This window comes from Nonomuraea sp. NPDC003709, assembly GCF_040610775.1.
GTDB lineage: Bacteria > Actinomycetota > Actinomycetes > Streptosporangiales > Streptosporangiaceae > Nonomuraea > Nonomuraea angiospora_A.
The window spans coordinates 77,095-90,225 of the sequence record NZ_JBEXMW010000022.1 but is presented as its reverse complement, the minus strand read 5'-3'; the positions used below and the strand labels follow the sequence as shown (position 1 = coordinate 90,225).

Annotated in this window: 14 protein-coding genes; 8 read left to right on the top strand and 6 right to left on the bottom strand. The window is 69.6% G+C overall.

Going from position 1 to position 13,131, the window contains the following annotated elements:
• Window positions 1-2: 2 nt before the first annotated feature.
• Window positions 3-1,025, bottom strand: a complete 1,023-nt coding sequence (locus tag ABZX61_RS48020) for a GDP-mannose 4,6-dehydratase (protein ID WP_355205215.1) — start codon at window positions 1,023-1,025, stop codon at window positions 3-5.
• A gap of 255 nt (window positions 1,026-1,280) precedes the next feature.
• On the opposite strand from ABZX61_RS48020, the gene ABZX61_RS48015 reads away from it, so the two are divergent.
• The 4 genes from ABZX61_RS48015 (at window position 1,281) to ABZX61_RS48000 (ending at window position 5,425) form a co-directional block, all read left to right on the top strand.
• Window positions 1,281-2,540 (top strand): glycosyltransferase family 4 protein, encoded by a 1,260-nt coding sequence (locus tag ABZX61_RS48015; protein WP_350729375.1) that lies wholly within the window; start codon window positions 1,281-1,283, stop codon window positions 2,538-2,540.
• A 3-nt stretch (window positions 2,541-2,543) separates the two neighbouring features.
• The gene (locus tag ABZX61_RS48010) at window positions 2,544-3,254 is read left to right on the top strand and encodes a methyltransferase domain-containing protein (protein WP_350729374.1); all 711 of its coding nucleotides are present in this window, start codon (window positions 2,544-2,546) and stop codon (window positions 3,252-3,254) included.
• The gene (locus tag ABZX61_RS48005; RefSeq protein WP_355205211.1) at window positions 3,251-4,306 is read left to right on the top strand and encodes a prenyltransferase; all 1,056 of its coding nucleotides are present in this window, start codon (window positions 3,251-3,253) and stop codon (window positions 4,304-4,306) included. Before ABZX61_RS48010 ends, ABZX61_RS48005 begins: the two co-directional genes overlap by 4 nt.
• Window positions 4,307-4,429: 123 nt before the next feature.
• Window positions 4,430-5,425, top strand: a complete 996-nt coding sequence (locus ABZX61_RS48000) for a DUF1702 family protein (protein WP_355205208.1) — start codon at window positions 4,430-4,432, stop codon at window positions 5,423-5,425.
• On the opposite strand, the gene ABZX61_RS47995 is transcribed toward ABZX61_RS48000, so the two are convergent.
• Window positions 5,426-6,055 carry a class I SAM-dependent methyltransferase gene (locus ABZX61_RS47995; RefSeq protein ID WP_355205520.1) on the bottom strand — a complete coding sequence of 210 codons (630 nt, stop codon included), beginning with the start codon at window positions 6,053-6,055 and terminating at the stop codon, window positions 5,426-5,428. It lies immediately after the preceding gene.
• An 85-nt stretch (window positions 6,056-6,140) separates the two neighbouring features.
• Between ABZX61_RS47995 and ABZX61_RS47990 the strand changes: the two genes are divergently transcribed.
• Genes ABZX61_RS47990 through ABZX61_RS47980 form a run of 3 tightly spaced genes read left to right on the top strand, consistent with a single transcriptional unit; the run spans window position 6,141 to window position 7,901 of the window.
• Window positions 6,141-6,593 carry a pyridoxamine 5'-phosphate oxidase family protein gene (locus ABZX61_RS47990; protein ID WP_355205206.1) on the top strand — a complete coding sequence of 151 codons (453 nt, stop codon included), beginning with the start codon at window positions 6,141-6,143 and terminating at the stop codon, window positions 6,591-6,593.
• Entirely contained in the window at window positions 6,590-6,781 is a 192-nt protein-coding gene (locus ABZX61_RS47985) for a ferredoxin (RefSeq protein WP_350729366.1), read from the top strand. Before ABZX61_RS47990 ends, ABZX61_RS47985 begins: the two co-directional genes overlap by 4 nt.
• Window positions 6,782-6,812: 31 nt before the next feature.
• On the top strand, window positions 6,813-7,901 hold the full coding sequence (locus ABZX61_RS47980) for a Zn-dependent alcohol dehydrogenase (RefSeq protein ID WP_350729364.1): 1,089 nt from the start codon (window positions 6,813-6,815) through the stop codon (window positions 7,899-7,901).
• A gap of 39 nt (window positions 7,902-7,940) precedes the next feature.
• Here the strand turns inward: ABZX61_RS47980 and ABZX61_RS47975 are convergent, their stop codons facing one another.
• Window positions 7,941-8,525 (bottom strand): TetR/AcrR family transcriptional regulator, encoded by a 585-nt coding sequence (locus ABZX61_RS47975; RefSeq protein WP_350729362.1) that lies wholly within the window; start codon window positions 8,523-8,525, stop codon window positions 7,941-7,943.
• 20 nt (window positions 8,526-8,545) lie between these two features.
• The gene (locus ABZX61_RS47970; RefSeq protein ID WP_355205202.1) at window positions 8,546-9,796 is read right to left on the bottom strand and encodes a cytochrome P450; all 1,251 of its coding nucleotides are present in this window, start codon (window positions 9,794-9,796) and stop codon (window positions 8,546-8,548) included.
• A gap of 244 nt (window positions 9,797-10,040) precedes the next feature.
• Between ABZX61_RS47970 and ABZX61_RS47965 the strand changes: the two genes are divergently transcribed.
• Complete coding sequence (locus ABZX61_RS47965) at window positions 10,041-10,649, top strand: DJ-1/PfpI family protein (RefSeq protein ID WP_355205199.1); 609 nt, start codon at window positions 10,041-10,043, stop codon at window positions 10,647-10,649.
• Window positions 10,650-10,960: 311 nt separating this feature from the next.
• Here the strand turns inward: ABZX61_RS47965 and ABZX61_RS47960 are convergent, their stop codons facing one another.
• Entirely contained in the window at window positions 10,961-11,962 is a 1,002-nt protein-coding gene (locus ABZX61_RS47960; RefSeq protein ID WP_350729357.1) for a sugar phosphate isomerase/epimerase family protein, read from the bottom strand.
• 3 nt (window positions 11,963-11,965) lie between these two features.
• Window positions 11,966-13,123 (bottom strand): Gfo/Idh/MocA family oxidoreductase, encoded by a 1,158-nt coding sequence (locus tag ABZX61_RS47955; RefSeq protein ID WP_355205196.1) that lies wholly within the window; start codon window positions 13,121-13,123, stop codon window positions 11,966-11,968.
• Window positions 13,124-13,131 lie beyond the last annotated feature (8 nt).

Sequence of the window (13,131 nt, the reverse complement as noted above, 5' to 3'; positions counted from 1 at the left end):
CGTCACGGCCAGGAGCTGTCCTGGTCGGGATCGCCTCCGTCGGAGAGCAATCGCAGATCCGACTCGACCATCATCGCCACCAGCTCGTCGAACGACACGCTCGGCTCCCACCCCAGCTGCGCCCGCGCCTTCTTCGGGTCCGCGCACAGCAGGTCCACCTCGGCCGGCCGGTGCAGCGTCTGGTCGGTCACCACGTACCGCTCCCAGTCCAGCCCCGCGGCCGTGAAGGCCGCCTCCACCAGCTCCCTGACCGACTTCATCCGCCCCGTCCCGATCACGTAGTCCTCGGGATTGGCGGCCTGCAGCATCAGGTGCATCGCCTTCACGTAGTCGCCGGCGAACCCCCAGTCCCGCCGCGCCTCCAGGTTCCCCAGTCGCAGCTCGGTGGCCAGCCCCAGCTTGATCCGGGCCACCCCCAGGGACACCTTCCTGGTGACGAACTCGGCCCCCCGGCGCGGCGACTCGTGGTTGAACAGGATCCCGGACACGGCGAACATCCCGTACGACTCGCGGTAGTTCTGCGTGAGGAAGTGCCCGTACGCCTTGGCCACCCCGTACGGCGAGCGCGGGTGGAAGGCGGTCCGCTCGTTCTGCGGCGTCTCGCTGACCTGCCCGAACATCTCAGAGGATGAAGCCTGATAAAAGCGGATCTGTCGGGAGGCGCCCGAGCCCCGCGACACGCCCGAGCACACTCGGATCGCCTCCAGCATGCGCAGCACGCCCATCCCGGTCACCTCGGCCGTGAGCTCCGCCTGCTCCCACGACATCGGCACGAACGAGATCGCCCCGAGGTTGTAGACCTCGTCAGGCTGAACGCGTTCCACCGCCGAGATCAGGGACCCCTGGTCCAGCAGATCCCCCCGCACCACCTGCACGTCGGAGAGCAGCTTGCGCATCCTGGACACGCGCGGGTTCGCCTGCCCCCGGGCCAGGCCCCACACCTCGTATCCCTGCTCGAGCAGGTGCTCCGCCAAGTAAGAACCGTCCTGGCCGGTGATGCCGGTGATCAGAGCTCGCCTGGCCAAGGGTCCTCCTGCTATCGCGTATAGCAATCTGTCTGGGACGGAATGTACAGCTAAGCGCCCAGATAGGGCACCAGCCCACCTAGAACCCGTTCCACCGAACCACGCTCGGTTACGGCAACGTCGCAGTTCGCACGACGTTTAACCGCAATTGTGAACAATTCCACCCGACCTACCGAATGGTAGCCTTCTCGGACTAAGGTCATCTTCACGGTACACGCCCATCTCAAGGGCCCTACCGGCGAAGAAAGGGGTGTCGTGGAAGAGCCAGCCCGGCGGGATCGAACGCTGCGAGTCGCGTTGTTGTCCTACCGCAGCAAGCCCACCTGTGGTGGCCAAGGCGTCTATCTTCGCCACCTCAGCCGCGAGCTGGTCGCCTTAGGGCACCACGTCGAGGTGTTCTCCGGGCAGCCCTATCCCGAGCTGGACGAGGGCGTCATCCTGCGTGAGGTGCCCAGCCTCGACCTCTACCGCGACGAGGACCCGTTCAGAACGCCCAAGCTGCACGAATACCGCGACTGGATCGACTGGCTCGAGGTCGGGACGATGTGGACGGCGGGGTTCCCCGAGCCGCTGACGTTCACGCTGCGGGCCTACCGCGAGCTGAAGAAGCGCATCGGCGACTTCGACGTCGTGCAGGACAACCAGACCCTCGGATACGGCCTGCTGGGCATCCAGCGGATGTTCCCCGTGGTCGGCACCATCCACCACCCGATCAGCGTCGACCGCCGCATCGAGCTCGAGGCCGCCACCGGCGGGAAGAAGCTGAGCCTGCGCCGCTGGTACGGGTTCGTGAAGATGCAGTCGCGCGTCGCGCCCCGGCTGAGCCCGATCCTGACCGTCAGCGAGTCGTCGCTGGCCGACATCCACCGCGACTTCAACGTCCCCCAGGCGAACATGCGCCTGATCCCCCTCGGCGTCGACACCCGCTACTTCCACCCGCGCCCGGACAAGCCCCGGCGCAAGGGCTCGATCGTGGCCGTGGCCAGCGCGGACTCGCCCATGAAGGGCGTCGCGACGCTGCTGCGGGCGGTCGCGAAGCTGGCGACCGAGCGCGACGTGCACCTCACCGTCGTCAGCCGCCCCACCCCCGGCGGCCCGACCGAGCAGCTCGTCCAGGAGCTGTCGCTGCAGGACCGGGTACGTTTCGTCCACGGCATCTCCGACGACGAGCTGGGCGAGCTGATCGCCACCTCGGAGATCTCGGTCGTCCCCTCCCTCTATGAGGGCTTCTCACTGCCCGCCGTCGAGCACATGGCCTGCGGCACGCCGCTGGTGGCCAGCCGTACGGGGGCGCTGCCCGAGGTCGTGGGCGACGCCGCCATCCAGGTGGCCCCGGGCGACCCCGAGGAGCTCGCCGCGGTGCTGCGCCGCCTGCACGACTCCCCCGAGGAGCGCGAACGCGTGGGCAAGGCCGGATACGACCGCGTCATGGAGCGCTACACCTGGCACGTCGTGGCCAAGAAGACCGTCGAGGCATACCTCGAGGCCATGGAGAACCACAAGAGGAGAGGCTGACCAGTGCTGACCGTCGACTTCGCCCGGCTTCCCGTCGGCCCCGGCGTGCGCCTGCTCGACCTGGGCTGCGGCGGCGGCAGGCACGCCTTCGAGGCGCTGCGCCGGGGAGCGGACGTGATCGCGTTCGACATGGACCAGGCGGAGCTGGACGGCGTGGCGGCCATGTTCGCGGCGATGGACAAGGCGGGCGAGGTGCCGCCGGGGGCGAGCGGGCAGATCGTCCAGGGTACGGCGCTGGACATGCCGTTCGAGGACGGCAGCTTCGACCGGGTCATCGCGGCCGAGGTGCTGGAGCACATCCCGGACGACATGGCGGCCATGCGCGAGCTCTTCCGCGTGCTCAAGCCGGGCGGTACGGCGGCCGTGACCGTGCCGAGCTTCCTGCCCGAACGGATCTGCTGGGCGCTGGACGAGGCCTACCACACGGCCCCCGGGGGACATGTCCGGATTTATACGTTGGCTGAGCTGTCGGCCAAGCTGAAGTCCATCGGGTTCGAGATCGGCCCCCACCACCACGCCCACGGCCTGCACGCGCCGTACTGGTGGATCAAGTGCGCCGTCGGCGTCGGCAACGACGACCACCCGCTCGCCAAGGCGTACCACGAGCTGCTGGTCTGGGACATCATGAAGCGCCCGGCCGCCACCAGGATCGCCGAAGCCGTGCTCAACCCGATCATCGGCAAGAGCGTGGTCCTCTACGTCAGGAAGCCATGATCTCCCACGCGGAGGTCGTGCGGACGGGCGAGAGCATCGCGGCGATCCAGCAGGACGACGGCGGCGTGCCGTGGCCGGAAGGCCACGTGGACGCCTGGAACCACGTCGAGTGCCTGATGGCCATGTCCGTCGCGGGGCTCGGCGAGCCGGTACGGCGCGGCTACGCGTGGCTGGCCCGCCACCAGCGCCCCGACGGCTCCTGGCCGATGAAGCTGGCCGACGGCGTGCCCACGGAGCAGGGCGGCGAGAGCAACCACGCCGCCTACGTCGCCGCCGGGCTCTGGCACCACCACCTCGTGACCGGCGACCAGGCGTTCACCGAGGAACACTGGCCCATGGTCAAGGCCGCGCTCGACTACGTGGCGGGACTGCAGACCGAGCGGGGCGAGATCGTCTGGGAGCGCGACGCGCACGGCGTCGCCTCGACGCTCGCGCTGCTCACCGGGTGCTCCTCCATCCACCAGGGGCTGCGCTGCGGCGTGCTGCTCGCGGACCACCTGGGCGACCCGCAGCCGCACTGGGAACTGGCCGCCGACCGGCTGGCGCACGTGCTGGCGGCGCATCCCGAGGCGTTCGCGGACAAGAACCGCTTCTCCATGGACTGGTACTACCCGGTGCTCGGCGGCGCGGTGCGCGGGCAGCAGGCGTTCGAGCTGCTGGAGCGCGAGTGGGCCACGTTCGTGGTGCCCGGGCTCGGGATCAGGTGCGTGTCCGACCAGCCGTGGGTGACGGGGGCGGAGACGTGCGAGCTGGTGCTGGCGCTCGACGCGCTGGGAGACCGGGGGCGGGCGGTCACGCTGTTCACGGACGTGCAGCATCTGCGGCACGAGGACGGCTCGTACTGGACGGGCTGGCAGTTCGCGAACCTCAAGCACTTCCCCCACGAACGATCCGGTTACACGGCCGCCGCCGTCGTGCTCGCCGCCGACGCGCTGCTGGCGCTGACGCCGGGGTCCGGCCTGTTCAGGGACATCGTGGGGACGTCGGTGTCCGACCCGGAGACCTGCGGCTGCGCCGCCGGCACGGGCCTGGTACGCCGCGACGACCTCTGACCTCACCCCCGCACAAGCGCTTTTGCGGGTTCTTTGCCCCCGAAATCCGGTGCGCCGCCGATGATCGACGCAATGGGCTTACTAGCTTCTGAGTGACTCGTACGAGGCGTCTTCGGGGGAAGCGTGGGCGACACGGGCACAACTTCGTTCTTGGATCAGGTCAGGACCGAGCCGACACTGTCCCGGGCGAGGGGGCTGCGGAGGTTCCTGGTCAAGGATCCTCTGGAGTCCGATCTGGGCCGGCGACGATTCCGGCTCAGAGGAGGAGCTTCCCGAGCGGTCTTCACCGATGCCGAAAGTGCATACGTTTTCGGCTTCAACGCGGTGATGTCCCGGGAGATTGAGAAGGTCGAGGAAATATCGGCTGAGCAGCGGCCCTTCGGCTACGAAGGGGCGGCCGCCGCCTGCACCGTACTCGACCTGCTCACGCTGACGCGGGGCCGGCGCCTTCACGAGCTACTCACCGGCCCCGCCCAGCATCATCGCCACGCCGCCTACGTCGGCGCCGGGCGCGGCTACGCCCTGCTGCGGCTGCGGCCCCTGAGGGGCGCGCGGCGCGCGCATCCGCTGCTGCGCTGGCTGGCCGTGGACGGGTTCGGGTTCCAGTGGAGCCTGGCCAGGGCCGACCGCATGGTGGGCGAGCGCACGATGCCCGACCTGCTGACCAGGGCGCACTGTGCGGTGTTCGACCAGGGGCTGGGGCGGCTGCTCTGGTACCACGACAGCGCCTCGCCCGACGACATCGCCGCCAGGATCGGTGGATATCCGGCGGGACGCCGGGGCGACCTGTGGAGCGGGATCGGGTTCGCGGCGACGTACACGGGCGGGGCCGACTCCGACGAGCTGTGGTGGCTGACCGAGCACGCCGGGGCCGACGGGTTCCGCGCCCAGCTGGCCCAGGGGTGCGCGTTCGCCGTCGCCGCCCGGCTGCGGTCGGGGACGCTGCCGGACCACACGGCGCAGGCCGTGCCGATCCTGGCCGGGGCCGAACCCGAGGCGGCCGCCTCGTGGACGGACCAGGCGCTCCTCGCGCTCGGGCACGAGGCGCACACACACGAGGACTTCCGGCGCTGGCAGTCCCAGACCCGCCGGTCCTGGAGCCAGCGCCACCGCTGCTGACTAGATTCCGGGGCCGACGCGCTCCAGCACGCGGAGCGAGCCCTCCACCGACACCTCGCTGAAGGCGCCGGACCGCACCGCCCGCTGGTAGACCCGGTACGGCGCCTGCCCGCCATCGGCGGGATCGGGGTAGATGTCGTGGAAGACCAGCGCCCCGCCCTCCATGACATGCGGCGCCCAGCCCTCGTAGTCGCGGGTCACCGGCTCCTCGGAGTGCCCGCCGTCGATGAACAACATCCCCAGAGGCGCCCTCCAGAGAGCGGCGACCTGCTCCGACCGGCCGACGATCGCGATCACCTCGTCCTCGAGCCCCGCGGCCGCGATCGTGGCCCTGAACGTCGGCAGCGAGTCCATCTTGCCGAACCGGGGGTCCACCAGCGTCGGGTCGTGGTGGGCCCACCCTGGCTGGATCTCCTCGGAGCCCCGGTGGTGGTCGACGGTGACGACCACCGACCCGGCCTGCCTGGCCGCCGCGCCGAGATAGACGGCCGACTTCCCGCAGTATGTGCCGATCTCGCAGACGGGGCCCAGCTTCCCGTACTGGCAGGCGGCCTCGTACAGGGCCAGCCCCTCGTTGTGCGGCATGAATCCCTTGGCGTGCTTCGCTGCGTAGAGCAGCTCTGACGGCATCGTCATGGGGATGCAGCCTAGCCGAACCGAATAACATTCCAGGGGACCCTTGCAGCGCCGTTCTGAAACCTGTTCTACTTACAACGTGAATCAGCGCGCTCGCATCACCATGTCGGACGACGACGTCACCGCCTTCCTGGAGAGCTCGCGCAAGCTGCAGCTGGCCACCATCAACGCGGACGGCACACCCCATTTGGTGACGATGTTCTATGGGCTCGACAAGGGACGCATCACCTTCTGGACCTATGCGAAAGCCCAGAAAGCCCGCAATCTTGCCCGCGACTCCCGGGTGAGCTGCCTGATCGAGACGGGCGACGACTACGCCGAACTCCAAGGCGTCCTGGTGTACGGGAACGCGGAGCGGGTGGACGACCGCGACCGCGTCATGGACATCGGTATGACGGTCGCCCGCCGGATGACTCCGGGCGTGCCGGACGAACTGCTGCGCCCGTATGTGGAGCAGACCGGGCAGAAGCGAGTTGCGTACGTCGTGGAGTACACCAAAGTGGTCTCATGGGATCACAGGAGGCTCGCATGAGAGTCAAGGTGGACGAGCTGGTCTGCGAGGCCAACGCCGTGTGCATGGGGCTCGCGCCGGAGGTGTTCGAGGTGGACGACGACGACCAGCTCCACGTCCTGCTGCCAGAACCGCCCCCCGAGATGCAGGACCGCGTCCGCCACGCCGTCCGGTCCTGCCCCAAAGCCGCCCTTTCCCTAGAGGAATAGCCCCGCTAGGCACCAGCCGGAGGAGGAACCCATGCGCGCCGCGATCCTGCACGCCGTAGGCAACGACAAGCTGGACATCCGCGACGACGTCACCCTGGCCCCCGTCGGGCCGGCGGACGTACGCGTACGGATCAAGGCGACGGGCGTCTGCCACTCGGACCTGTCGGCCATGACCGGCGTACTGCCGCAGCCCGTGCCGCTGGTGCTCGGGCACGAGGGCGCGGGCGAGGTGGTCGAGGTGGGCGAGCACGTCACCTCGCTCAAGCCGGGCGACCACGTGGTCATCAACTGGCGGCCCGGCTGCCAGGAGTGCGACCTGTGCCTGGGCGGCCAGCCGTACCTGTGCATCAAGTACGTGGTCGAGGCGTTCAGCAAGGGCAACTTCCGGTTCGGCGGCGACGGGGCGACGGCGTACGGGATGGCCGGGTGCGGCACCTGGGCCGAGGAGATCGTCGTGCCGTGGCAGGGCGCGATCAAGATCGACGAGGACGTGTCGTGGGAGGCGGCGGCCCTGATCGGCTGCGGCATCACGACCGGCGTGGGCGCCGCGATCAACACCGCGAAGGTCCGCCCCGGCTCCACGGTCGCGGTGATCGGCTGCGGCGGCGTCGGCCTGTCGGTCATCCAGGGCGCCCGCCTCTCCGGCGCCCGCATGATCCTCGCGATCGACCCGCTGGAGTCCAAGCACGAGCTGGCCAAGAAGGTCGGCGCCACGCACGCCGTCACCCCGGAGCAGGTCCCCGACACCCTGAACGAGCTCACCGCCGGCGCCGGCTTCGACTACGGCTTCGAGGTGGTCGGCAAGGCGGCCACCATCCAGAGCGCCTGGCAGATCACCCGGCAGGGCGGCGACGTCATCGTGGTCGGGGCGGGCGCGGTGGACGACATGGTGTCGATCTCGGCGTTCAGCCTGCTGTTCGAGGGCAAGAACCTGCTTTCCAGCCTGTACGGCGAGGCGGACGTGCGCCACGCCTTCCCCTACTTCGCCAAGCTCCACAAGGCCGGCAAGCTGGACCTGGAGTCGATGATCAGCGCCCGCATCCGCCTGTCGGACCTGAACGACGCGGTGGCGGCGCTGCGGGGCGGCGAGGTCCTGCGCCAGATCGTCGTCATGGACTGACTCCGTTCCGAGGAGAAGGGGCCGCCGCGGTGGCCCCTTCTACTGCGTCGGCGCCGGCGCGAGCCAGTGGCGATTGAGGTCGCTCACGGCCTCCAGCCAGACCTGCGGCCGCTCCCCGGCGGCGATCGCGTCCGCGGCGCTGTGCAGGACGGTGAACAGGAGCGTGGCCGCGACATGCGGGTCGACCTGGCGGAACGCGCCGTCGTCCATGGCCCGCCGCAGCGCCTTGGCGATGGCGGCGATGATGTCCGGCCCCCCTTCGGGCGCGGGGTTGGAGTGGAAGACCGCGGCGTGGAGCCCGCCGGGCCGGGCGATGGACTCGACGGCCGCCGCGCATTCGGCGTCGAGGGTGGCCCACCAGTCGATCGGCTCGGTGGATTCGGCGAGCCGGTGGAAGCGGTCCACGTAGTCGCGTAGCACGCGGTCCCGTACCGCGGTGACCATCTCCTCCCAGGAGGAGAAGTAGACGTAGAAGGTGCCCTTGGCGGCGTCGGCTTCGGCGGTGACGGCCTGGACCCAGTTGGTCACGTCCTGCCCGGAGTCCAGGAGCCGGATGGCGGCGTCGATGAGTTCGCCGCGCCTGGCCTCGGGGGAAAGACGGCGCCGGCTCCTGGAGGTCACCATCGCATCAGGTTAGCCGACCGTCACGTCCTCACCCCTGCGTGGGAGATGAGGAGCTCGCTGACGCCGCGAAGGTTGATGTGCTCCCGGTACGGCGGCGGATCGGCGACCAGCGCGGGCTCCCGTACGCGCCGGGCGAACGCGGCCAGCGCGACCCGGCCTTCGAGCCGGGCCAGCGGCGAGCCGAGGCAGAAGTGCGGACCGAAGCCGAAGCCCAGATGCCGCACCTGCTCGCGGGCCGGGTCGAACCGGTCCGGGTCCGGGTTCGCCTCCGGGTCCCGATGGGCCGCGGCCAGCAGCAGGATGACCAGGCTGCCCGCGGGCACCTTCGCCTTCCCGACGCTCATGTCCTCCTTGGCGACCCGGGCGGTGAGCTGGACGGGCGGGTCGTAGCGCAGGGTCTCCTCGACGACCGCGGACGCCGTACCGGGGTCGGCGCGCAGGGCGGCGAGGTGGCCGGGGTGCCGCAGCAGGGCGAGCACGCCGTTGGCGATCAGGTTGACCGTCGTCTCATGACCCGCCACCAGGAGCAGCACGATCGTGGAGACCAGCTCGTCATGGCTGAGCGCGTCGCCGCCCTCCTGCGCGGCGAGCAGCTCGGAGATCAGGTCGTCCCGGCGCGGGCTCCGGCGCCGTTCGGCGACGAGGTCGTTGACGTACCGGTGCATGTCGGCCATGCCACCCGCCCACTCGTCATTCCCGTCGCCAGGATTGCCGAACCCGTCGAGCAGCCGGGTGAGCTGGGCGGTCCACCCGTGGAACAGCCGCTCGTCGGCCTGCGGCACGCCGAGCATCCGGCAGATGACCGTCACCGGCAGCGCGTAGGCGAGGCCGGCCATCACGTCGAACGTCTCCCCCTCGGCCGCGCGGTCGAGGCACTCGTCGACCAGCCTCGTGACGGAGTCCTCCATCCGTGCGACGGTACGGGCGGTGAACGCGCTGCTGACCAGACGCCGCAGCCGGGTGTGATCCGGAGGATCCAGGGAGAGGAACCACGGCCGCCGGACCGAGGCGGGAGCGTCCGCGGGGTACGGGTCGGCTGCCCCGTCGGCCTGGAAGAACCGCCACCGCTCGGCGCTGAGACGCGGGTCGCGCAGCAGCGTCTCGCAGTCGCGGTAGCCCGTCACCACCAGCGAGGACATCTCCTCGACCCATAACGGGCCGCGGGCGCGGAACTCGGCGTAGATCGGGTACGGGTCTGGCCTCGACGCGTGGTCGAGAAGCTTGGCGACCAGGTGGAAGCCGGACATCTCACTGTTCGTCGCGTTGGACATCTGCATCCCCTCGATTGTTGACCTCAGGTCATTAGTAAATGACCTGAGGTCAATATGTCAATGGCGAGAGCACGAGACACAGGGGTACGGGATCGCGCAGCCGCGCCAAACTCAGGCTTGACCCGGCCACCCTCCCCGCCGGAGAACGACACGGCGCGGACCTGAGGGCTGCGGCAGCCCTGGCTCTCAGAGATGCGACTTGTACCATATGAGGTGGTAATGCAGAGCTGCGTAGGGAGTGGTCTTGCAGGTCGCGGTCGTCACCTTTGACGGATTCAACGAGCTCGACAGCTTCATCGCCAACGGACTGATCAACCGTGCTCGCAAGCAAGGCGTGACGGCATACATCACCACGCCGACGCCCGTCGTGACCTCGATGAACGGCGTGGAGGTGACCGGTCAGCGGCCGTTGGACTTCATCACCGAGGCTGACGTCGTCCTCCTCGGCAGCGGCATCAAGACGCGTGACGTCGTGGCCGACGACACGCTGCTGGCGCGTCTGCCCCTCGACCCCGCCCGGCAGTTGATCGGCTCACAGTGCTCCGGAGCCCTGGTCCTCGCACACCTCGGCCTCCTTACCGGGCGCCCCGCCTGCACCGACACCATCTCGCGGCCCTGGGTCGAGGAGTGCGGGATAACGGTGCTGGACGCGCCCTTCCACGCGGAGGGCGCCATCGCGACCGCAGGCGGATGCCTGGCATCGGTCTATCTCGCAGCGTGGACGCTGCTCCACACGGCCGGCGAGGCCACGGCGTGGGACGTGATCGAGTACGCGGCGCCCGTGGGCGAGAAGCAGAAGGTCGTCCAGCGCGTCATGTCCACGGTGCGCACGACCGAACCGGCGCTGCGCTGACCGGCCTCGGTACGACGCTCGCGATGAAAGGATAAGTGGCCTTCCCGCACGGCATCTGAGGTCAGTCAAAGGACGACTGCGCCCTCGGCCAGCGCGGGGGGCTCCGGGTTGGGGTGGAGCCTCAAACCCGTCAGACGCAGCCCGAGCGACAGCAAGGACCGCTCGGGGTGGGCTCCAGCAGGCCAAGCCGGTAACCAGGCAACGGGTGGGTGCCGGCGAGCGAAGCGAGCAGGGGGTTGAGGGGCGCGAAGCCCTCCTTGGGAGGCGCTGTCCGGAACTCCGAGGCGTGCAGCGCCCCCCTCGTAAAAGGCCTACGTCGTGGAGAAGGCGGCGTCGAAGGCGGTGGCCGGTGGGGTGATGGAGTTGAGCTTGCGGATGTAGCCGAGCGCCTCCCGAGCCCCATCCAGCCGGTCCATCCCCGCGTCCTCCCACTCGATCGAAATGGGCCCTTCGTACCCGATCGAGTTCAGCGCCCGGAAGCAGTCCTCCCAGGGCACGTCGCCCCGCCCCGTCGAGACGAAGTCCCAGCCGCGGCGCATGTCGGCCCACGGCAGGTGCGAGGACAGGCGGCCCTTGCGGCCGTCGCCCACGCGCATGCGCGTGTCCTTGCAGTCGACGTGGTAGATGCGGTCCTTGAAGTCCAGGATGAACCCGACCGGGTCCAGGTCCTGCCAGACCATGTGGGACGGGTCCCAGTTCAGGCCGAAGGCGGGGCGGTGGCCGATCGCCTCCAGGGTCCGCGCGGTGGTGTAGTAGTCGTACGCGATCTCACTCGGGTGGACCTCGTGCGCGAAGCGCACCCCGACCTCGTCGAAGACGTCGAGGATGGGGTTCCAGCGGTCGGCGAAGTCCTGGTACCCGGCGTCCACCATCGACGCCGGCACCGGCGGGAACATGGCGACCGTGTGCCAGATCGACGACCCGGTGAAGCCGACCACCGTGTCCACGCCCAGCAGGGCGGCCGCGCGGGCCGTGTTCTTCATGTCCTCCGCCGCCGCCTGGCGGACCGACTCGGGGTCGCCGGAGCCCCAGATGCGGGCGGGGAGGATGGACTTGTGGCGCTCGTCGATAAGGTCGCACACCGCCTGGCCGACGAGGTGGTTGGAGATGGTCCAGACCTTGAGGCCGTGCTTGTCGAGCTGGGCGTGCTTCTGCTCCACGTACGACGGGTCCGCCACGGCCTGGGCCACGTCGAAGTGGTCGCCCGAGCAGGCGATCTCCAGGCCGTCGTACCCCCATTCGGCGGCCAGCCTGCACACCTCCTCGAACGGCAGGTCGGCCCACTGCCCCGTGAACAGGGTGACAGGTCGCATGTGTCAGTCCTCCACGTTCATGTAGCGGCTGCCCTCAGCCGCGCTACGCTCGACCGCCTCCAGCACCCGCTGCACCCGCAGCCCGTCGGCGAATGACGGCGTGGGGTCGGCTCCGGTGGCGATCGCCTCCAGGAAGTCGTTGATCTCGTGGGTGAAGGTGTGCTCGTAGCCGAGCCCGTGCCCGGGCGGCCACCAGGCGCCCACGTAGGGGTGGTCGGGTTCGGTGACCAGGATCCGCTCGAAGCCGCCGCCTCCGGAGCTGAACCACAGCTCGTTCATGGCCTCGAAGTCGAACGCCAGGCTGCCGAGCGAGCCGTTGATCTCGATGCGCATCGCGTTCTTGCGGCCGAAGGCGAAGCGGGTGGCCTCGAACGAGGCCAGCCCTCCGCCCGAGAGCCGGCCGATGAACAGGGCCGCGTCGTCCACGGTCACCTGGCCCATGTCGCCGGTGCCGGTGGCCTCCAGGCCCGCGGACGCCGCGGCGACGGGGCGTTCCTTGATGAACGTCTCCGTCAGCGCGGAGACGCCCACCAGCTGCTGCCCGGTGATGAACTGGGCCGCGTCCACGATGTGCGAGCCGATGTCGCCCAGCGCGCCCGCGCCCGCCTTGTCCTTCTGCAGTCGCCAGACCAGCGGGAACTCCGGGTCGACGATCCAGTCCTGCAGGTACGCGGCCCGTACGTGCCTGACCTCGCCGATCCGGCCCTCCTCGACGTACCGGCGGGCGAGCGCGATCGCGGGCACCCGCCGGTAGTTGAAGGCCACCATGCTCTTGACCGAGGACGGCGCCGCCTGCGCGGCCCGGACCATGGCCTCGGCCTCTTCGACGGTGTTGGCGAGCGGTTTCTCGCAGATCACGTGCTTGCCCGCCTGCAGCGCGGCGATGGCGATCTCGGCGTGCGAGTCACCGGGCGTGCAGATGTCGACGATCTGCACGTCGTCGCGCTTGATCAGCTCTCGCCAGTCCGTCTCGACGTCGGCCCAGCCGAGCTGTGCGGCGGCCGCCTCGGTGCTCTCCTTCGACCTGCCGCCGAGCACCGCCATGCGAGGCGCCAAAGGCAGGTCGAAGAAGGCCGAGACGCTGCGCCAGGCCTGGGAGTGGACGCGGCCCATAAAGGCGTAGCCGATCATGCCCACGCCGATGGTGGTCTTGTCTGACATGCAACCCC

What these genes read in the sequence shown, in the direction of transcription:
- ABZX61_RS47975 (WP_350729362.1), bottom strand. Translation starts at nt 8,525, where the DNA reads ATGGTGACCTCCAGGAGCCGGCGCCGTCTTTCCCCCGAGGCCAGGCGC.
- ABZX61_RS47985 (WP_350729366.1), top strand. Translation starts at nt 6,590, where the DNA reads ATGAGAGTCAAGGTGGACGAGCTGGTCTGCGAGGCCAACGCCGTGTGC.
- ABZX61_RS48005 (WP_355205211.1), top strand. Translation starts at nt 3,251, where the DNA reads ATGATCTCCCACGCGGAGGTCGTGCGGACGGGCGAGAGCATCGCGGCG.
- ABZX61_RS47980 (WP_350729364.1), top strand. Translation starts at nt 6,813, where the DNA reads ATGCGCGCCGCGATCCTGCACGCCGTAGGCAACGACAAGCTGGACATC.
- ABZX61_RS47960 (WP_350729357.1), bottom strand. Translation starts at nt 11,962, where the DNA reads ATGCGACCTGTCACCCTGTTCACGGGGCAGTGGGCCGACCTGCCGTTC.
- ABZX61_RS47995 (WP_355205520.1), bottom strand. Translation starts at nt 6,055, where the DNA reads ATGCCGTCAGAGCTGCTCTACGCAGCGAAGCACGCCAAGGGATTCATG.
- ABZX61_RS47955 (WP_355205196.1), bottom strand. Translation starts at nt 13,123, where the DNA reads ATGTCAGACAAGACCACCATCGGCGTGGGCATGATCGGCTACGCCTTT.
- ABZX61_RS47970 (WP_355205202.1), bottom strand. Translation starts at nt 9,796, where the DNA reads ATGTCCAACGCGACGAACAGTGAGATGTCCGGCTTCCACCTGGTCGCC.